At 63.3% G+C, this 18661-nt stretch carries 13 protein-coding genes; 8 read left to right on the plus strand and 5 right to left on the minus strand.

From position 1 onward, the window contains the following. The first annotated feature begins 105 nt into the window (after positions 1–105). Complete coding sequence (locus IFT54_RS11660) at positions 106–2994, plus strand: PAS domain S-box protein (RefSeq protein WP_192070728.1); 2889 nt, start codon at positions 106–108, stop codon at positions 2992–2994. A 198-nt stretch (positions 2995–3192) separates the two neighbouring features. Here the strand turns inward: IFT54_RS11660 and IFT54_RS11665 are convergent, their stop codons facing one another. The 3 genes from IFT54_RS11665 to IFT54_RS11675 all read right to left on the minus strand — a co-directional run bounded on the left by IFT54_RS11665 (position 3193) and on the right by IFT54_RS11675 (position 8686). Then, the gene (locus tag IFT54_RS11665; protein WP_244648858.1) at positions 3193–5814 is read right to left on the minus strand and encodes an HWE histidine kinase domain-containing protein; all 2622 of its coding nucleotides are present in this window, start codon (positions 5812–5814) and stop codon (positions 3193–3195) included. A 1018-nt stretch (positions 5815–6832) separates the two neighbouring features. After that, positions 6833–7567 (minus strand): metallophosphoesterase family protein, encoded by a 735-nt coding sequence (locus tag IFT54_RS11670; RefSeq protein WP_192070729.1) that lies wholly within the window; start codon positions 7565–7567, stop codon positions 6833–6835. 288 nt (positions 7568–7855) lie between these two features. Continuing rightward, positions 7856–8686: a 23S rRNA (adenine(2030)-N(6))-methyltransferase RlmJ gene (locus tag IFT54_RS11675; protein WP_192070730.1), complete on the minus strand. Its 831-nt coding sequence runs from the start codon at positions 8684–8686 to the stop codon at positions 7856–7858. A 283-nt stretch (positions 8687–8969) separates the two neighbouring features. On the opposite strand from IFT54_RS11675, the gene IFT54_RS11680 reads away from it, so the two are divergent. Then, positions 8970–9152, plus strand: coding sequence for a hypothetical protein (locus IFT54_RS11680; RefSeq protein WP_192070731.1), 183 nt, complete (start codon positions 8970–8972; stop codon positions 9150–9152). A 72-nt stretch (positions 9153–9224) separates the two neighbouring features. Further along, complete coding sequence (locus IFT54_RS11685) at positions 9225–9776, plus strand: hypothetical protein (RefSeq protein WP_037533177.1); 552 nt, start codon at positions 9225–9227, stop codon at positions 9774–9776. A 166-nt stretch (positions 9777–9942) separates the two neighbouring features. Here IFT54_RS11685 and IFT54_RS11690 read toward each other — a convergent pair whose 3' ends face one another. Further along, entirely contained in the window at positions 9943–11040 is a 1098-nt protein-coding gene (locus IFT54_RS11690) for an alkaline phosphatase (protein WP_192070732.1), read from the minus strand. 589 nt (positions 11041–11629) lie between these two features. On the opposite strand from IFT54_RS11690, the gene katG reads away from it, so the two are divergent. From katG to IFT54_RS11705, 3 genes are all read left to right on the plus strand, one after another. Continuing rightward, positions 11630–13816: a catalase/peroxidase HPI gene (gene katG, locus IFT54_RS11695; RefSeq protein ID WP_244648861.1), complete on the plus strand. Its 2187-nt coding sequence runs from the start codon at positions 11630–11632 to the stop codon at positions 13814–13816. A gap of 434 nt (positions 13817–14250) precedes the next feature. Beyond that, positions 14251–14862 carry a TetR/AcrR family transcriptional regulator gene (locus IFT54_RS11700; RefSeq protein ID WP_192070820.1) on the plus strand — a complete coding sequence of 204 codons (612 nt, stop codon included), beginning with the start codon at positions 14251–14253 and terminating at the stop codon, positions 14860–14862. Then, a complete protein-coding gene (locus IFT54_RS11705) occupies positions 14859–15314 on the plus strand; it encodes an SRPBCC domain-containing protein (RefSeq protein ID WP_192070734.1) in 456 nt (151 codons plus the stop codon). The genes IFT54_RS11700 and IFT54_RS11705 overlap by 4 nt, the downstream gene beginning before the upstream one ends. A 91-nt stretch (positions 15315–15405) precedes the next feature. On the opposite strand, the gene IFT54_RS11710 is transcribed toward IFT54_RS11705, so the two are convergent. Next, a complete protein-coding gene (locus IFT54_RS11710) occupies positions 15406–16068 on the minus strand; it encodes a hypothetical protein (RefSeq protein WP_192070735.1) in 663 nt (220 codons plus the stop codon). Positions 16069–16388: 320 nt separating this feature from the next. On the opposite strand from IFT54_RS11710, the gene IFT54_RS11715 reads away from it, so the two are divergent. After that, complete coding sequence (locus IFT54_RS11715; protein WP_192070736.1) at positions 16389–17225, plus strand: hypothetical protein; 837 nt, start codon at positions 16389–16391, stop codon at positions 17223–17225. 160 nt (positions 17226–17385) lie between these two features. Beyond that, positions 17386–18501, plus strand: a complete 1116-nt coding sequence (locus tag IFT54_RS11720) for a sialidase family protein (RefSeq protein ID WP_192070737.1) — start codon at positions 17386–17388, stop codon at positions 18499–18501. Positions 18502–18661 lie beyond the last annotated feature (160 nt).

The following is an 18661-nucleotide window of genomic DNA, read 5'->3' on the forward strand; positions in this document are numbered from 1 at the left end:
TGCGGGTGCCACAACCGGTCGGTTTTGACAGTTTAAGAACGACCGACGTTGAGCTTGGCGGTGACGATGCTACAGCACAGTGATCCGCTAAACCTTTGGAGTCCGATGACCGATCTGCCCGCGCACGAGAAGCAGAGACTGGCTGCCCTCGCAGAATATGACCTGCTGGACACTCCGCGCGAGGCGGCGTTTGACGAGATCGCCGAACTGGTGGCGGCGATCTGCGAGGCGCCAATCGCGATCGTGAATCTGATCGGGGACGGCCGCCAGTTCTTCAAGGCGGAAGTCGGGCTTGGCGTTCGTGAGACGCCGTTGGAGACGTCTTTCTGCGGGCGTGCAATCCTCGAGGATGAATTCCTGCTCGTCCCCGATGCGACAGACGACCCACTCTTCGACTGCAACCCCCTGGTCACGGGTGAGCCGCATCTGCGCTTCTATGCTGGCGCCCTGTTGAAGTCCCCTGATGGCTTTCCGATCGGCACGCTCTGCGTTCTGGACTATCGCCCCCGCGACCTGACCGAGGTTCAGAAGCAGACGATCCGCGTCATGGCGCGACAGGTCATGGTGCAGTTTGAGCAGCGTGTTGCAACGGGACGCCTGATTGCAGCCGAAGCGCGCCAGCGGGCGATCGTCGATAGCGCACAGGACTTCGCCATCGTAGCCTGCGATCTCGAAGGCCGTATCATCGAATGGAGCTATGGCGCGGAACGGGTGCTGGGCTGGTCGGAAGCCGAGGTGATCGGTCAAAGCGTCTTCCTTTTTTTCACGGATAATGACCGCGCGGCCGGGGTGCCGGTGCAAGAGATGGCCTGCGCCCGTGAGACAGGGCGGGCCACTGATGAGCGTTGGCACGTGCGCAAGGGGGACGAGCCTTTTTGGGCCAGCGGTGAGCTATCCCTGCTCCGGGATTCGGCCGGCCGCCATACCGGTTACGTCAAGGTTTTGCGTGATCGTACCGAAGAGCATCTTGCCGGCGAAGCGCTCCGGAAAGCGCAGCAGCGCTTCCAGACAATCTTCGACACGGTTGATGCGGCTTTCGCCATCGTAGAGGTCAAGTTCGACGAGGATGACAAAGCCGTCGATTACCGGTTTGTCGAAGCCAACCCCGCCTTTGAACGCCAGTCCGGCGTCAACTTGCGCGGCAAGTGGGTCACGGAATTCGCACCTGACCTCGAGCAGTTCTGGTTCGAGACATACGGGCATGTGGCCAAGACCGGTGAAGCAACCAATTTCGAGAATTATGCCGAAGCATTCCAGCGCTGGTTCGACGTACGGGCAGTAAGGGTTGGCGATCCCGCAGATCGACAGATCGCAATTATTTTCAACGACGTGACCGCCCGCCGAGAAGCGGAGGAACGCCTGCGTGTCAGTGAAGCCGTCGCGCGTCAGAACGTCGAGCGGGTGAAACTCGCGCTGGAAGCCGGCGCCATCATCGGCACCTGGCACTGGGACCTGCCGAGCGATCAATTCACCGTAGACGAGGCATTCGCGCGTGCCTTCGGCCTTGATCCGGCGCTCGGCCGATCCGGCATCCCGCTCGCGCAGATTACAGCAACGGTACATCCCGACGATCAGGCAGGGCTGACGGAGGCCATCAACGCGGTAATCGCCCGCAGTGGGTCCTATGCGCATCAATACCGGGTCCGCCGGGCTGACGGTCGATATTACTGGATCGAGGCGAACGGTCGGGTTGATCATGCACCCGACGGAACGCCGCTGAGCTTTCCCGGGGTCCTGATCGACGTCGAGGAACGGCGGAGCATCGCAGCGGAGCGCGACCGTGCTGTCGCCGATCTGCGCGCGCTCGCCGAAACGCTCGAGCAGCGCGTTGCCGAGCGAACCGCCGACCTCGGCCAGGCCGAGGATGCGTTGCGCCAATCGCAGAAGGTGGAGGCGATCGGGCAACTCACCGGTGGGGTGGCGCACGACTTTAACAATCTGCTGACGGTCATCCGGGGTTCCATCGACCTATTGCGCCGGCCAGGTCTCTCCAACGAACGCCGGCAGCGCTATATCGACGCGATCTCCGACACCGCCGAACGCGCGACCAAACTGACCAACCAGCTGCTCGCATTCGCGCGCCGCCAGTCGCTCAAACCCGAAGTCTTCGATGTCTCGGAAAGCGTGCGGACGGTCAGCGACATGGTGCGGACGCTGACGGGCGCACGCATCAAGGTATCGCATCGGCTGCCGACGGAGCCTTGCTACATCGACGCGGACCGCAGCCAGTTCGACACCGCGATCGTCAACATGGCGGTCAATGCGCGCGATGCCATGAACGGCGCGGGCGAGCTGGCCATCGTCGTTGCGGCAGCATCCGGCATGCCCGCCATACGGTCCCATCCGGCCACGCCGGGCGAGTTCGTGACGGTCTCCTTGACCGACAGCGGTCCCGGTATTCCAGCCGACAACATTGAACGGATCTTCGAACCGTTCTTCACCACCAAGGGGGTAGGCGAAGGGACAGGCCTTGGCCTCAGCCAAGTCTTCGGTTTCACGAAGCAGTCCGGCGGGGGCGTCGTCGTCACAAGCGACGAAGGCGAAGGCGCAACGTTCACCATGTTCCTGCCCCGGGTCGACGGGCTGGACGGCGGAGCGGCCGAAGAAGGCGACAACTCCCTGCCGCTCGGCGAAGGCGCCTGTGTGCTGGTCGTCGAGGACAATGCCGAGGTTGGCATGTTCGCGACCGAGGCGTTGGGAGAGCTGGGCTATCATACGGTCTTGGCGATGGACGCCTCCAAGGCACTCGCCGAACTGGCGACAGATGCAGGCAGGTTCGACATCGTCTTCTCCGACGTGATGATGCCGGGCATGTCCGGTATCGAGCTGGGTCAGGAGATCGGCCGGCTGTATCCTAAGCTTCCGGTCGTGTTGACCAGCGGGTACAGCGAGGTTCTGGCGCAGAGCGGTACGCACGGGTTCGAACTGGTGCATAAGCCCTATTCGATCGACACATTGTCGCGAGCCCTCAAAAAAGTGTCACGCCGTCGATGAAGCGTAAGCGGTCGCGCAACCGGACGGTTGTGACATTGCGCTTGCTGCAAAGAGAGCAATCGCAGGAACCGCAGTTGATCATCGTTGGATGCCAGCCATTTTTCAACGGTGTCGCCAAGCATGAACGAACGTCCGCAACCGGTCGCGGCCAGGCATGGTCGATCAGTCTACGCTGCCCGGCATTCACCCGCGGCACGCTCAGTGCCGGCTCAACAAGGTTTGCAACGTGCGTCCAACGTCTTCGGCCGAGAACGGCTTGTTGAGGACGGGATGGCCGGCGAACCGCTCCGGCAGGACGGTGGCGCTGTCGTAGCCGGTGGTGAAGACGAACGGGATCTTGCGATCTTGCAGGATGGCAGCAGCATCCCACGACATTTCACCATCGAGATTGACGTCGATCAGAGCGGCATCGATCGCCGCCTCGCGCGAAAGCTTCAAAGCTTCCGGAAGCCGCATCGCGGGACCGACGATGTCCCAGCCCAGATCGATGACCACATCCTCGATGAGCATCAGCACCATGGCTGAATCTTCAACGATCAGGATGCGCGGCGGGTTGTCGGTAGGAATGTCGGTGACTTTCGCAGGAGCATCATGGGCGATAGAGGCGTGGGAGGCGGTGCCGCCAGACTGCGCCACCGACGCGGGCATGACGATCGCGCACGCCACCCCGCCCGGGTCGAACGTCAGGGTCGAAGATCCGCCAGTTTCGAGCGACAAGGCCCGCTCGATCAGGATCGATCCGAAACCGCGCCGTGTGGGCTTGCTGACCGGAGGACCGCCGCTTTCCTGCCATCGCAGCTCCAGTCCAGCGTGCGGGTCAAACTGCCAGCGAATGTCGACATGACCGCCGGCGGCCGACAAGGCCCCGTATTTGCCGGCGTTGGTGGCAAGCTCATGGATCGCCAACGACAGTGCCAGTGCTGCTTTGGGGAGAAGCATCACATCTGGACCGCTGATCGTGACGTTCGCATGCTCCGCCCGATACGCGTCCAATTCTTGCTGGATCAGCACGTCGAGCGACACGCCTTCCCACCGGCTTTGCGTCAGCAGACTGTGCGCGCGCGACATCGACCGGATCCGCCGGTCGAGCCCGTGCGTGAAAGCAGCAAGCGAGGACGCACTCCGGCTCGTCTGCGCCACCATCGCCTGAATGCTGGCCAAGGTGTTCTTCACCCGGTGGTCGAGTTCGGCCATCAGCAATTGTTCCTGCTGCCAGGCGCGAAGCCGTTCGCGTGCGGCAGCATCGATCCGCCGCAGGACGACCTCCAGCAGCGAGACCCGCAGGTCGAACGCGGCATCGTTGTCGGACGGCGACCAGGGGGTCGACCGGCCGCGCACGGTTTCGGTCCACGCCTCGAAGGATTTGCGCGGCGTCAGCCGGATGCCGTTCGGACCGACCTCCATCGGCTTGTTCGGATCGCCGCCCCATTGCACGGTCTCGACGACCTCGGGCCTGAACCACAGCACGAAGTCGCGCGGTTCGCGCGAGACGGACACGGCAAGCAACCCGGAGGCGATCTCCGCATAGGCCTTGGCCGGCGGATATTCTTCGCTTAGCCGATCCGTGGCATACACCCCTTCGAACGTGCCCATGCGCAGGGTCAGCCAGTCTGTCAGTGCGCCAATCTGGTCGTCATCGGGCGTATTGCCCAACGCGGTGATGCCGCTGTTGACGCGGATGGCGACACCGCCACGGGTCTGCCCAACCCGCAGCGCAAGACCACCCGCTTCTATGTAGTCGAGCAGCTGCTGCTGCTGCGCGACCAGCCCGGCACCGTAATCGTCCTCGCTCGCCAGCGCGTGCATGATCCCGGACAGCGCCTTGCGGGACAGCAACCGGGCCTCGAGCTGCTCGGCGCGCAGCCGCACTTCGAGTTGCAGCGAGAACATCGATCCGAACAGCTCGCAGACGCCCCGGAGATGACGCGGCAGGCGGCGCGGCGTATGATGGTGACAGGCGATCAGCCCCCAAAGCCTGCCTTCGAAGATGATCGAGATCGACATCGAGGCGTCGACGCCCATGTTGCGCAGATATTCCCGGTGGATCGGGGACACGTCACGCAGGGTCGCGTGGCTCATGTCGAGCGGCAGGCCGCTGCTCGGATTGATCGACGGCAGCAGCGGCGCGGGCGTGTAATCGACTTCGGTGATCAGACGCAGCCAGCTGGTCAGATACAGCGTGCGGGCCTGTTTCGGGATATCCGACGCTGGGTAGTGCAGATCGAGGAATGGCGTGATGTCGTCGTGCCGGGCTTCGGCGAATACCCAGCCTGAATCGTCGGGCATGAAGCGATAGACCATCACCCGGTCGTAGCCCGCGACCGCCCGCACCCGCTCGGCAGCCAGTTGGCAATAGGCTTGGAGATCGGGAGCGTCGCCAAGTCCGTCGAACATTTCCTGGACACAGGCGAGCGGATCGACGGCATGACGGTCACTCAGGTCGGCATCCTCGACCTCGATCACCAGCGCGCCATCGCTCAGATGGACGCTGGCATCGATCGCGCGGTCGGGGACGACCCGCAGCAACGGATCCAGCAGGTGACGCGGGCGCGCGAGGCTGGAGCTTTGAAGCAACTCGCGAAGCCGCTGAAGCTGTTCGGCATTTAGCAATTTCGCCAGGTCCTGCCCGGTCAGCGACGCCGCATCCCTGCCGAACAGGCCGAGGGTGTCGCCTGCGACCTGCTCGACCAGCATCGTTGCAGGATCGACCACGAGCATCGCACCATGGGGGAGGATCGAGCCGGGAATATGGATCGGCTCGCGATCGCAGTTGGTCAGATCGACGGCACCGTCCATTTGCTTCGTCATGCCGGCATCCATCCCTCATACGCCACAAACATCGACACCGCCGCTGCCCTTGCAGCAGGTGGGTCCTGCACGGCAGCGTCGGGTAGGTTGGTGTCCAGCCTGACGGCACACCGGCTCCGGTCACCGGCACTCACTCCTGGTTCGGGCAGGTCGCAGACAAGGCAGCCGGTCAGTCCACCGCCGACACCGAGCATGGGGTCGACGACGGTATGAAAACCGTATGTGTGGCCGAGAAGCTGACGATATTCGTCCCGGTCGGCCGTGCTTGCCGCGCGACGCGAAAGCACGGGATGACGATGCCGGCGTTCGTGAATGTCGCACGTAGCGGTTCGCAACGCGGAGCGGCCCCTCGGTGTCGGCACGCTGCTTTGGCGAGCAGGCGTCGGGGCGTTCGGATGCTTGCCGCGCAGGGCGGCTCCGACCGCAGCGGACGCCTGTAACACTGACGCGCGCATTGGATTCCTCGATCAAGACGTACGGTCGATGATTGCCGTGGCATTCCTCGACATCGCCGTATCCACACCATATTTTCGAAATCTTGCCTAGCGAATGTTGCTTATCGGTTTGCCGCTGCAACGATCATCGCAATTATTCCCGTAGCGCCGTGCTCATGCCCTTGAACGAATATGTCATAATTTTTGACATGTTTACGTACAAAATTCTCAGCCAAGTCAGAGCATTGACGGCCAGATACGTCGATGGCGTCAACGAATGCTCGTAAGTTCCCGCAGGGCAGAAAAGGAAGAACGATGAACCCAACACGCATCCCCGGCAACCGACCCGACCCTGCGATATGTCTTCGGTGCCAGGCTTCAAGACGCGACCAATAACCCGGCGGCGCATACGCTGCCTGACGATGATGCCGGTAACGTTGAGGGCTTCGAGCTCACACGTGACGCTTGGTCGGCGACTGCGGAAAATTGGCTTCGGGGAGGCTCGGCGCTGATGCCGTTCCTTGAGGGACCGGATTTCGAGAAGCGACACGGCTTCCCGAAACGCACTTCGCATCGGGAAATACGATACCCTCGTGCTAGACCCGACCTGTTCGCAAAGGTCTGGACCAGTCGGTACGGGCATTCGCCTCGGCATCACGGGCCGCTTGTTCCCAATCATAATCGACGGACAGAAACTCTACCACCCAGCCATCACCCTCATTGGACAATACCGCATAGCGCGCATGCGGCGATCCGCTTTCCACCAGGTGAGCGTAGGGTCGGTCATCGTCATATGCCGGAAGGCCAACGCTTCCCGGATTTATGACGATGCGCCCGTCGTCGAGCGTCATCACCCGCTGGAGATGCGTATGGCCGCAGAGGATCACGGCCGCATCGGTAGTTCCCGCACGGTGTCGAACTTCCTCGCGAGTGGCCTGACGAAGCCCCGCCTCCGTCACCGTCTCTAGACAATAGGTCAGGTCGCTGTCCGGCGTGCCATGAACAAGCAGCACATCTTTGGACAGGCGCATGGTCGTGGGCAATGCTGTCAGCCACGCACGCTGTTCAGCGCTCAGCTGGTCGAAGGCGTGGCGATCGGACAATCCCATGCGCTCGCGAGGCTGCTCCGAGATCTGACGTTCGTGATTGCCGCGTATAGTGGGCAATCCCAGAGGCATCAGTCGATCGGCTGTTTCCCGCGGGAACAGGCCCCCTGAGCAGATGTCCCCGAGGTTCACGATCTGGTCCACGTGCCGGGTGGCGATGTCGCCGAGAACTGCGTCGAGGGCAGCGACATTCCCGTGAATGTCGGAAATTGCAGCGATCTTCATTACGAATCTATAACGATCTCGCCGTGCGATCGTAACCCCCGCGCTTCTGCAACGACACGCATGAGGCCGGTTTCGGAACCGTCAGCAGCTTGGCGCCCGCCGGCGGCACGGATTCTGGTCCCAATAGATCTTCCCAAAATCGCCGACCGGAGCTGGAGAATCGGGAATGATCGTACTTAACGGACGGCCGCTCTCGACGATGCGAATTGCCTGCCAGAGCGTCCGGTCTTTTGACGTTGGCAGCCCGGCCGTTTGCAGCCGGCCAGAGCGGGGCGATGCGGGTTTACGCTAATCGCCCAGCCACGCGGCGGTGATCTCGCCGCTATGCCCCTCCGGCGCCAGCACCGCGCGCAGCGCTTCGAGCATAGGCGGCAGCGCCTGCGTGAAGGCGTAGGGCGGGTTGACGATATACAGGCCTGCGCCGTTGTAGATGCCGGACTGATCGGCATCGTACAGCCAATGCTCCACCCCCAGCACTTTGGGGATACCGAGCCTGCGCAACTGCCCCGTCCACCGCGTATGCGTGGCGCGGTCCTTCAGCGGATACCAGATCACCGTCACGCCATGCGCCCATTTGCGGTGCGCGGCGGCGAGGGTCGCGGTGATACGGTCGCGGTCATCGGGCTGCTCGTACGGCGGGTCGACCACCACCACGCCACGCGCGGTCCGGGGCGGCAGCAGCGCCAGCCAAAGCTCATAGGCGTCGCGCTCGTGCACCGCAGCGGGCGTGCCGCGCATCACCCCGCGCAGGGTATAGGCGTCCTCGGGGTGCTTCTCGTTCAGGATCAGCAAATCCTGCGGTCGCAGAAGCTGCGCGAGGATCCGGGGCGAGCCGGGGTAGAATTGCGGCTCGGTCCCGGAATTCACCGCCTGCACGGCGGCGCAGTAGTCGTCCAGCAACGGGTTCGGCTCGGCAAAGGCCCGCAGCACACCCTGTAGGGACTCGCCGGTGCGTTGCGCGTCCTCGCCGTCAAGGTCGTACAGCCCGCAGCCGGCATGCGTGTCGATCAGCGTCAGCGCGCCCGGTTTCTGCTGCAAGGCCCGCACGAGCGCGATCAGCAGGCTGTGCTTCACGACATCGGCACTGTTGCCCGCATGGAAGGAATGGCGATAATTCATTGTGACGTAAGACCCTGACGCTCTGCCTGCATGCGGGCTGCCGAGCACAATTGCCGGGCGCGAGGTGACCGAAGTAACCGGTCCAGTGCCATTATAAAGTCGCGCGGAAACCTTCAACGCCGTTCTGATCATGGCACGGGCCGCACGCCCTAGCCTGGTGTCGGACGATGATGATCCCGTCGCGATAATCGGTTATCGACTGTCGACGATGATGGATGGCATTGCAGATATGGCGCTCCGGCATGGCGATCGCCGCGCCCGGGCTTATGAACGGAATGAACCGGTGATCCGGTGCATTCAGGATGCGATCACCGCCTATCGCCGCGACGGCGGCGATCGTGACGGTCGCCCGACGATTGGCGCGCTGATCGCCGCGTGCAGTGCTAGTGGCCTCACGGCGGCACGCGGCGGTCCGGTGACGCGCTATACGGTCTGTCAGGCGCTAAAACTGACAGGCCTGTCCTGATGCGAGTCGACACGGGCAAAATGCACGAAGCGGCCGCGCAACGTACCGGCCGCCTCGTCTGTTCTCGCCGTTATGCCAATCGATCCTGACCAGACCGCCACGATCATCACCAGCCGGGCCATCCGTGCCGGCCACGAGCAGGATTTCGAACGCTGGGTGGAGGAACTGAACCGGCACGCCCGTGCGGCGCCGGGGTATCGGGCTGCGATCCGGCTCGGTCAGACCGCCGGCTTTCAGCACCTGCTCTTTCGCTTCGACGATCGCGCCGCAGCCGATACATGGCATGACGACCCCAAGATGCGCGCGCATGTCGCCGTCGCGGACCGCTTCTCCACGGCGCTCCGCCAGCTCGAAACTGGCGACGGCGTCACCTTCGAGCTGCCGAGCGATGCGAGTGCCAGCAAGTGGAAGCGGTTCGTGACGACATGGCTGACGGTGTTCCCGGTCCTCCTCCTCATCAGCATGATGGTTCGTACGGTGTTGAAGGACGCACCACTGCCGCTGCAACTCCTGCCCTCGTCCCTGCTGCTCACCGCGACCCTGCAGTGGATCATTCTCCCGCGCCTGCAACGCTATACCCGTTTCTGGCTGTTGCAGGACAGCTCGGGCCGGCTGCAGAGGTGAGGATAAGGCATGACGACGTATTGCCGGACATCACGCGCGCCCTCACCCCATTCCCCAGCTTCGTACATTCATTCATCGTTGGGCTGACCGCTTTCGGCCGCTAGTCCATCGTCATACGCGTCGCGATCCGGGAGCGAAAAAAGCCGTCAGGCAGGCTGAGGGCGGATCATTTGTCCTTCTTCCAGCCGAATGCCGACAGCATGATGTCGAAGAGCCGCGTGTTGGGCATGAAACCCCGGACCTTGTCCGCACCGGGGCCGCTTGCGGCGACGACGACCTCTTCGCCGGTATGGCCGGGTTCGACGCTGATCACCGACTTCGCATCGGGATCATATTGCGTCGCGAGCGGCGTCGTGCGCTTGCCGCCGGTCATCCGCAGGCCGAAGCTGTGATCCGCGGTGAACAGGATCAGCGTGTCCTTGCCGGCGACCGCGCTGATCCGGCGGATCATGTCGTCCATCTCGACGACATGCCGCAGGCCTGCCTTGGGATCGTCGGTGTGCATGTCCCATTCGACCATCAGGAAATAGCCCTTCGGGTTGCGGGCGAGCTGCGCGACGGTCGCCTCCACGGCGGGAAGTGGCGCGAAGTCGGCATCGCGCAGCACCGCGGTCCGGGGTGCCTGGGCGACCAGCGCGGGATCCTCGCCGAAGCGGTAGCCGGCGGTCCTGAACGCCTGTTCCGCGCTCGTGCCCGGGCCGGCGAATGCCGCGACGGCGTCGGCACGGCCCTTGCCGATCAGGATATCGACGCCGTCGCCGAAGCGGGGCTTGAGCATCTGGCGAAATATCTCGCCCTTGTCCGCGCGCGCGGCGACATGCGCAAAGGTCGCGGCCGGAGTCGCATCCCAGATATTCATGTTGGTGACGACACCCGTCGACAGCCCGCGTTGCTCGGCATATTCGAGAAGGGTCTTGACCGGCATCGCGCGGCCGCCCGGTCCTGAGGGCGTCGTCGATACCATCGCGTTGTTCGTCTTGTGACCCGTCATGACCGCGGTCATCCCGGCCGCGGAATCGGTCACCCATCGATCGAGTGCGGACGTATCCGACAGCGCGACGTTGGGCATCGACTGGATGAACAGCGATTGCGGCCGGTCGTGCGCCAGGATCCCTGCGGCGCCGAGCGTCGACAGGCCACCTGCGTCGCCGAGGAAGAGGATGACGTTGCGCGCCTCCTGCGCTGCAGCGGGCGTGCTGCAGACCGCGAGCATGGCGCCAGCAAACGCCGTGCCGCCCAGGAATTTGTAGATCGCGGTTTTCATTGCAGAGGTCCTTGCATCGGGGCCGGTGCGGAGGGCGTTGCCGGGTCGTATTGCGGATTGATCGGGTCGTGCGGACGGAGATCGCCAGCGCCCGGTCTTGCGCTCTCAGTCCACGCCGGAACGAGCAGGTCACGTTGCAGCGATGCACCCGCCGCGCTGCGGCGATAGACGAAGTCCCGTCCTTCACGGCTAGCCGGGTCTGCGAACACGCCACGCTTTTCGAGGTCGACGAACCAACGATCTATCGGGCGGACTTGGGGCGCGGTCACGACGAAAAACTCTGAACCAGACTAAAGACGCCCATCCTCTAACCTCAGTAAATGTAAGTTTGGCGACACCTTGATCATATCGGTTGCCGCGACGTCTGTCGGCCTGACGATGATGATGACCCGGATCATCGCGAATGTACGCGCCGTCAGACGACACGCTCACAGCCCTCTGTGATCGAGTGCGATGATAGCTGTCGCCCGTATAATCGATTGGACAAATGTACCCGAGATCCGGCATTTTACCAGCACGGTGGTAAAACTCATTAGGAGAGGACGCCAAGATGGCCGATTACGAACAGCCTAAGGCAAGCGGTTGCCCAATGGGCCCCCAGGGTGGCGGCGAGGTTAAGGCCCGCTCGCTCCTCGGTCGCACGAACAAGGACTGGTGGCCCGACGCGCTGCCGATCGACATGCTGCATCAGCACGGCGTCTCTCCCGACCCGATGGGCGAAGAGTTCGACTATGCCGAGTCGTTCAAGCAGCTCGACTATGCAGCACTCAAGGCGGACCTGACGGCGCTGATGACCGACAGCAAGGCCTGGTGGCCTGCCGACTATGGTCATTACGGCCCGTTCATGATCCGCATGGCATGGCATGCCGCCGGCACCTACCGGGTAACGGACGGCCGCGGCGGATCGTCGTCGGGTCAGCAGCGCTTCGAGCCTCTGAATTCCTGGCCGGACAATGGCAACCTCGACAAGGCACGTCGCCTGTTGTGGCCGCTCAAGCAGAAATACGGCAAGAACATCAGCTGGGCCGACCTGTTCATCCTCGCCGGCAACGTAGCGATCGAGAGCATGGGCGGACCGGTGTTCGGTTTCGCCGGCGGCCGCAAGGACGTCTTCGCCTCCGAGGGCGATACCTTCTGGGGCGCCGAGGAGATCTGGGTCAACGAGGGTGCGCAGACGCGTATCAGCGAGGACATGCCCGAGCTCGAAGGGCCACTTGCAGCGATCCAGATGGGGCTGATCTACGTCAATCCCGAGGGACCGGGCGGTGAGCCCGACGCGCTCATGTCCGCACGCGACATGAAGGCGACGTTCCAGCGGATGGCGATGAACTCCGAGGAAACCGTTGCCCTGACCGCCGGCGGCCATGCCTTCGGCAAGGCGCATGGCGCCAAGGCCGCACCGCACTTCAAGGCTCCGTCTTCGGAATCGGTCCACATGCAGGGCCTCGGCTGGCTGACCGACAGCGAGGAGATCGGCCAGGGCCATATCACGACCTCGGGCATCGAGGGCGCGTGGTCGAACAACCCGACCAAGTGGACCGGCGACTATCTCCGCCTGCTGTTCAAATACGATTACGAGCTGACCGAAAGCCCGGCCGGTGCGAAGCAGTGGCAGCCGGTCAACCCGGAACCGGAGGACATGGCCCCCGACGCGCGCGACCCAAACAAGCGTGTGCCGACGATGATGACCACCGCGGACATGGCGTTGAAGGTGGACCCCGAGTTCCGCGAGATCGCGCTGCGCTTCCGCGACGACCAGGCGGCGCTCGACGACGCGTTCGCACGCGCCTGGTTCAAGCTGACGCACCGCGACATGGGGCCACGGGTCCGGTACCTTGGGCCCGAGGTTCCCGAAGAGACGCTGATCTGGCAGGATCCGGTCCCCGAAGGCACCGTACCGTCGGACGCTGACGTCGCGGCCTTCAAGGACGCCGTGCTGTCGAGCGGGCTGACGATCGGCCAGCTGGTCAAGACCGCCTGGGCTTCGGCGTCGAGCTATCGCCGGTCGGACCACCGCGGTGGGGCGAACGGCGCGCGCATCGCGCTCGCGCCGCAGAAGGACTGGCCGGTCAACGAGCCCGAGCAGCTCAGCCAGGTTCTGGCAAAGCTGAACGACTTGCGGGGCAGCATGTCGCTGGCCGACGCGATCGTGCTGGCGGGCTCGGCAGCGGTCGAGAAAGCGGCACGCGACGCCGGGCACGACGTGGCGGTACCGTTCCTTGGCGGCCGTGGCGATGCGACGCAGGAGTGGACGGATGTCGAAAGCTTCGTGTGGATGGAGCCGCAGGCCGACGGGTTCCGCAACTACCTGAAGACGCGTCACCCGGTGAAGACCGAGGAGCTGTTGCTCGACAAGGCTTCGCTGCTCGGCCTGTCCGCGCCGGAAATGACCGTGCTGGTCGGTGGCCTGCGCGTGCTGGGCGCGAACTTCGGCGATGCACCCGACGGCGTGTTGACCAAGCGTCCGGGGCAGCTGACGAACGACTTCTTCGTCAACCTGCTCGACAATGACACGTTCTGGGATCTGGTCGACACGTCGAGCGACGAGAAGTTCATCGGCTATGATCGCGGCGGTCGTGAAAAGAAGTGGCAGGCGACCCGCACCGACCTGGTCTTCGGCTCGAACTCGCAGTTGCGCGCGACGGCCGAGGTCTATGCCGAGAACGGTCACGAGGAAAAGTTCGTGCGCGACTTCATCCGTGCCTGGGTCAAGGTTATGAACGCCGACCGCTTTGACGTCACCGCCAAGCCGATATCGTCGAACCAGGCGACGTAAGCTACGTCGGTGGGTGGATAGGCCGTGTCGATCGGGGAAAGTTTCCGAACGTTCACGGCTTATCCGCCACTGGCCTGAGTTATGAGAATCGATTCTGATCATTCCGTGCCCTTTAGCCATGGGCTTCCAGGTTGCACTGCAGCCGCCATTATCGCGCTTATAAGGGCGGCTGCTTGTGCGCTTGGCCCCGACGGCAGAGCGACCTGCACTGAATAGCGTTTCAGGCAATCCCGGTCGAAATCGTACGACCTGTGTACTGGTCCCGACGGCCGGGTGCATGGACCCGGGCCCGGACATTCGCGACGCGTTCGCCCCCTCAGTTCCTACCATTCGATAGGGGCACCGACTTTCAATCCCGACCTTTGCGACTATCGCTTCCGAACACCGTCTTGATGATCCTTGCGGGCATACCGACCGGTTGGTATGTTTGCATTATGACGAGTCGAGGATCTTCCAATAGCGCTCGCGACAAGCTGCTGGACGCAGCCGTGACGCTCATCCGCCGCAACGGCTTTGCGGCCACCAGCGTCGACCAGCTTTGTGCGGCTGCCGGAGTCACGAAGGGCGCCTTCTTCCACCATTTCGTTTCCAAGGAGGCGCTGGGGGTGGCCGCCGCCGGCCACTGGCTGGCGATCACGACGCCGCTATTCGCCGATGCGGACTATCATCGCGAACCCGCGGCACTGGCGCGCGTGTTGGGCTATCTTGACCTGCGCGAGGCGCTGATCGACGGCGGCACCGACGCCTTCACCTGTCTGGCTGGCACGCTCGCGCAGGAGGTGCATCAATCACACCCCGCGATTGCGCGCGCTGCTGAGGCGGCAATCGTCGGCCATGCGCGCACGCTCGAAGGCGACGTCGCCGAAGCGCTGGCTGATCACGGCGTTGCCGACGTCGATGCAGCGAGCCTCGCGCTCCACTTTCAAGTGGTGCTCCAAGGCGGTTTCGTCGTCGCCAAGGCAACTGGTGATCCGCAAGCGGCGCGCGAGAGCGTGCGGCACCTGAAGCGCTACGTAACCCTATTGTGCCGAGGAGAGAAACGATGAGCAATATTCGTGAACTCAGTGTCGAGCGCCGCATCGCTGCCCCCGTGGAGGATGTCTGGCGGACAATGGTCGACCGCTTCGAGGAGTGGTTCTGTCCGCGACCGTGGCGCGCCGAAGCACGCGAGATCGAATGGCGCCCCGGAGGCCGTAGCCTGGTGGTCATGCATGGCCCCGACGGTGAGGAGATGCTTAACGAGGGCGTAGTCCTCGACTATGAGCCTAACCGCCGCTTCGTATTCACCGATGCTTTTACAGCGGGTTGGCAGCCCAGTGGGCCGTTAATGGTCGGCCTGTTCGAGATCGCGCAAGACGGGGACGGCACCCGTTTTACCGCCGCGGCACGCCATTGGACCGATGAAGCGTGGGAGCGCCACCGGTCGATGGGCTTCGAAGCCGGCTGGGGCGCGATGGCCGATCAGCTCCAGACGCTGGCCGAAGGAGGTGCGCTGTAACCGCCAGTGCAGTGATCATGCTTTCGCAGGTCTTAGAGAACCGCCTGGCAAGCGTGGGGCGGGCGGTTCTCCATTGATCGCAAAGTCCGCGCTAGCGGGTGAACAAAAAGCCCACCGCGATCAGAAATGTTGCGCCTTCCAGCAGCCCGACAAGGACGTTCCAGGTCGCGCGCACCAGGCTGATCCCCAACACCTGCGCGAACCAGCGCGTTTCGACGATCCAGAAGTTCACGATGCTCGATCCGACGAGCCAATGTCCAATCATGCGCGTCGCTTGATGATGGTCCATCCCGAAACTGCTGCCGACGCTCAGACCCAGCGCAAAGACGGCCGCCGGGTAACATTGCGCGTAAAATGGCTGCTGCAGGGAATTGCGATCAAGCTTGATCCTGCGTTGGCGCACCATGCGGGCTGCCAGGAAGAGTGGGAAACCCGCGAAAACGACGACGCGGAGGACCAGGGCGCTGGCATTGTCGTTGACCAGGTCGGCCAGACCATGATGATTGGCGATGATTTCGTCGGTCTGGCCCAACGCCGTAGCGACGCTGTGCCCCAGCAACAGCGTGAGAGCCAGAAAAAGGGGCGGACTGAGTATCGACGCGTAGCGTTCATCGTCGGGCAGCGCGGCTTCGCGCTCGATCTCCTCCATCGTACGGATCGGTCGAAAGAGCGCCTGCCAAAGCGTAAGGGGAAAGAAGACCACCCAGCTCATCACTTCGTACAGAAGTTCGTCGAGCGAATTGAGCCACTTCATGAAGTCCATGCTGCATCATGTTCGATCCGGGCGTCGATCGCAACGGCCTGCCTTGTGCTAGACTCCGCCCCCTAGTGCTTGCCGAAGACGCACTATCGCGGGTCCTGCCGTATGTGATGAAGACCAGCACCGACCGAGCGGCTCTTCGGACCAAGCGAGCATTCTTGCCGTCCAATTCCCGTGGGCAGTCGGTAGACGAACACCGTTGACCGCGATGGACGCCGTCGCTCCCTTTTTATACAATCGTTCAATTGATGATGAGGTGATTTCGAACGAACGGGAGAATCGCGATGCGTTGTCCGTCTGGCCTGTCCACGACCATGACCGCCCTTGTGATGGGTTCGGCACTTCCCGCAATTGCCCACGCGCAATCCACGGGTCTCGAGGACATGGTAGGCGCCCGTGCAGGTCAGGCCGAGATGGAGTTGCAACGACGCGGCTACGTCAACATCCGGGGTGAGCAAGGCGACGATCGCGTCTATACCTATTGGTGGAACGCCGATCGCCGCCAGTGCGTGAGCATTGCAACGATGGAAGGCCGCTACAATTCCATCCAGCCGACCACCTCCCCCGATTGCAGGAAGCCCGCGAACCTCCGGCCCAACTCCGGCCATGGTGGTCAGGCTGCGCCACGACCCCGTCCCGACTATGACCCCGATCTGGCCTATGGACGCGCGCCAGCGGGGTCCGGCGGCGGTCAGGATCGCTATCCTTCGGGAGGACCTGTTGTTGACGGCAGAAACGTGGAACTCGGGCTCGTGTGTTTTGGGGACGGATCGAAAACCGGCTTTGCGAGCGGGACGACGTGGAACTGGAACCGTGATCGTGACCGCTATGAGTCCGGCACGTACACCGAAACCAGGAAGGAGGTCTTCGATGCCTCGCTCATGGTACAGACCTGGGCCGGTGGCGGACGTATCCGGCTACCCAAGTCGCTGATCCCGCCGATCAATTCCCGTGGCAATCAGGGATGGTGGGATTTGTACGACGTGACTGTCAGCCCAGATACGGTCCGCGCAAGTTACCGCCTGAACGGCCTGAACAAGCCACGGCTCGTGATCGATCGGCACAGCGGCCGCATCACGGTCACGGGCATGAGTGATTATGGCTTTCGGGGCACGTGCGACCTGATCGGACACGAACCACGCCGCTTCTAGACTATGGTGCGGGCGCTTTGCTCCCAAATCGAATGGTCAGGCAGACCTCGAATACGGGCATCGCGCACATCAGCTGCCATTGGCTCGGTTGGAAACCCCATGCTATCCGGCTCGCGCAATACGGGTCTACGCGTACCCGCAACGTTGTTGGGGTACAGCGATGAAATTCAGGGCATTTCTGGCGCACATGGTGAAGGTCGCGGCAATCGCACTCGCGGTCAGCGCCACGGCGCAAGCCCGGATCGGCCATGCCCCGTCGACCGCTGCGGCCCCGCTTCGGTCGCCGATCATATCGTCGGAATTCATATACACGGATGCGCCCTATCCGCAGGCGCATGCCTCGGCGATCGTCGAACTGCCTGACCGGACGCTGGCGGCAGCCTGGTTCGGCGGTTCCGGCGAAAGCCAGCCTGACGTCCGTATCTGGTTCGCACGACGCGGCGCGACGCGATGGGAGACCCCGGTCGCGGTCGCCGATGGTGTGTCCGCGGACGGTCAGCGATTTCCGACCTGGAACCCGGTGCTGTTTCAGCCTGCGGACGGTGCCCTGCATCTCTTCTACAAGGTCGGGCCAAATCCGCGGGCGTGGTGGGGCATGGTCATCCGCTCGACCGATGGCGGACGACATTGGAGCCAGCCGCAGCGCCTGCCGGATGGCGTGTTGGGACCGATCAAGAACAAGCCCGTCGTTGCGCCCGACGGCAGCTGGGTGTCACCGTCGAGCCGCGAGGAAGGCAGCGCAGAGGCCAATATCTGGTCGATCCGGATCGAGCGGAGCACCGATCGCGGGAGAAGCTGGCAGGTCGGCGACGCGGTGGCCTCACCGATGCACATCGAGGCGATCCAGCCGAGCATCCTGTTTCACCGCGACGGCCGACTGGAACTCGTGGCGCGGACGCGGCAGGGTGCGATTGCGATGAGCTGGTCACGCGACGCCGGGCGCAACTGGTCGCCAATCGCGGCGATCGACCTGCCCAATCCCAATGCGGGTACCGATGCGGTGACGCTGCGCGATGGGCGCCAGTTGATCGTCTACAATCACAGCGCGCATCTACCCGAGCGGCCGGGCGATGGCGCACGCTGGCCGCTCAACATCGGTTTGTCCGACGACGGCGTGCGGTGGCGCAACGCTTTGACACTCGAGAGCAAGCCGCTACCCGACGGCTATGCCTATCCGGCAGTGATCCAGACGCGCGATGGGCTGGTCCACGTCACCTACACGTATAACCGTACCAAAATCCGTCACGTCGTGATCGATCCGACGCAGCTGCGCTGAGTAGGAGGTCCCGCTCCGGCGCCACGTCACGAGATAAGATCTTTCCGGCGCCAGCCGGTGAATGTGATCGACGCGGGGCATGATTTGCTTCGCACAGATGATCTGCGGAGAGTTCGAGCGGAGCCGCTGGATCGCCAGGCTGTTGTCGTTGCGACTATTC

Origin of the sequence: Sphingomonas sp. CFBP 13714, from assembly GCF_014842205.1 — a bacterium.
GTDB classification, from domain to species: domain Bacteria; phylum Pseudomonadota; class Alphaproteobacteria; order Sphingomonadales; family Sphingomonadaceae; genus Sphingomonas; species Sphingomonas aerolata.

Excerpts from the sequence above, each read along its gene's own strand:
- IFT54_RS11660 (WP_192070728.1), top strand. The coding sequence starts at position 106 with ATGACCGATCTGCCCGCGCACGAGAAGCAGAGACTGGCTGCCCTCGCA.
- IFT54_RS11720 (WP_192070737.1), top strand. The coding sequence starts at position 17,386 with ATGAAATTCAGGGCATTTCTGGCGCACATGGTGAAGGTCGCGGCAATC.
- IFT54_RS11710 (WP_192070735.1), bottom strand. The coding sequence starts at position 16,068 with ATGAAGTGGCTCAATTCGCTCGACGAACTTCTGTACGAAGTGATGAGC.
- IFT54_RS11715 (WP_192070736.1), top strand. The coding sequence starts at position 16,389 with ATGACCGCCCTTGTGATGGGTTCGGCACTTCCCGCAATTGCCCACGCG.
- IFT54_RS11670 (WP_192070729.1), bottom strand. The coding sequence starts at position 7,567 with ATGAAGATCGCTGCAATTTCCGACATTCACGGGAATGTCGCTGCCCTC.
- IFT54_RS11675 (WP_192070730.1), bottom strand. The coding sequence starts at position 8,686 with ATGAATTATCGCCATTCCTTCCATGCGGGCAACAGTGCCGATGTCGTG.
- IFT54_RS11665 (WP_244648858.1), bottom strand. The coding sequence starts at position 5,814 with ATGGATGCCGGCATGACGAAGCAAATGGACGGTGCCGTCGATCTGACC.
- IFT54_RS11690 (WP_192070732.1), bottom strand. The coding sequence starts at position 11,040 with ATGAAAACCGCGATCTACAAATTCCTGGGCGGCACGGCGTTTGCTGGC.
- IFT54_RS11705 (WP_192070734.1), top strand. The coding sequence starts at position 14,859 with ATGAGCAATATTCGTGAACTCAGTGTCGAGCGCCGCATCGCTGCCCCC.
- IFT54_RS11700 (WP_192070820.1), top strand. The coding sequence starts at position 14,251 with ATGACGAGTCGAGGATCTTCCAATAGCGCTCGCGACAAGCTGCTGGAC.
- katG (WP_244648861.1), top strand. The coding sequence starts at position 11,630 with ATGGGCCCCCAGGGTGGCGGCGAGGTTAAGGCCCGCTCGCTCCTCGGT.
- IFT54_RS11685 (WP_037533177.1), top strand. The coding sequence starts at position 9,225 with ATGCCAATCGATCCTGACCAGACCGCCACGATCATCACCAGCCGGGCC.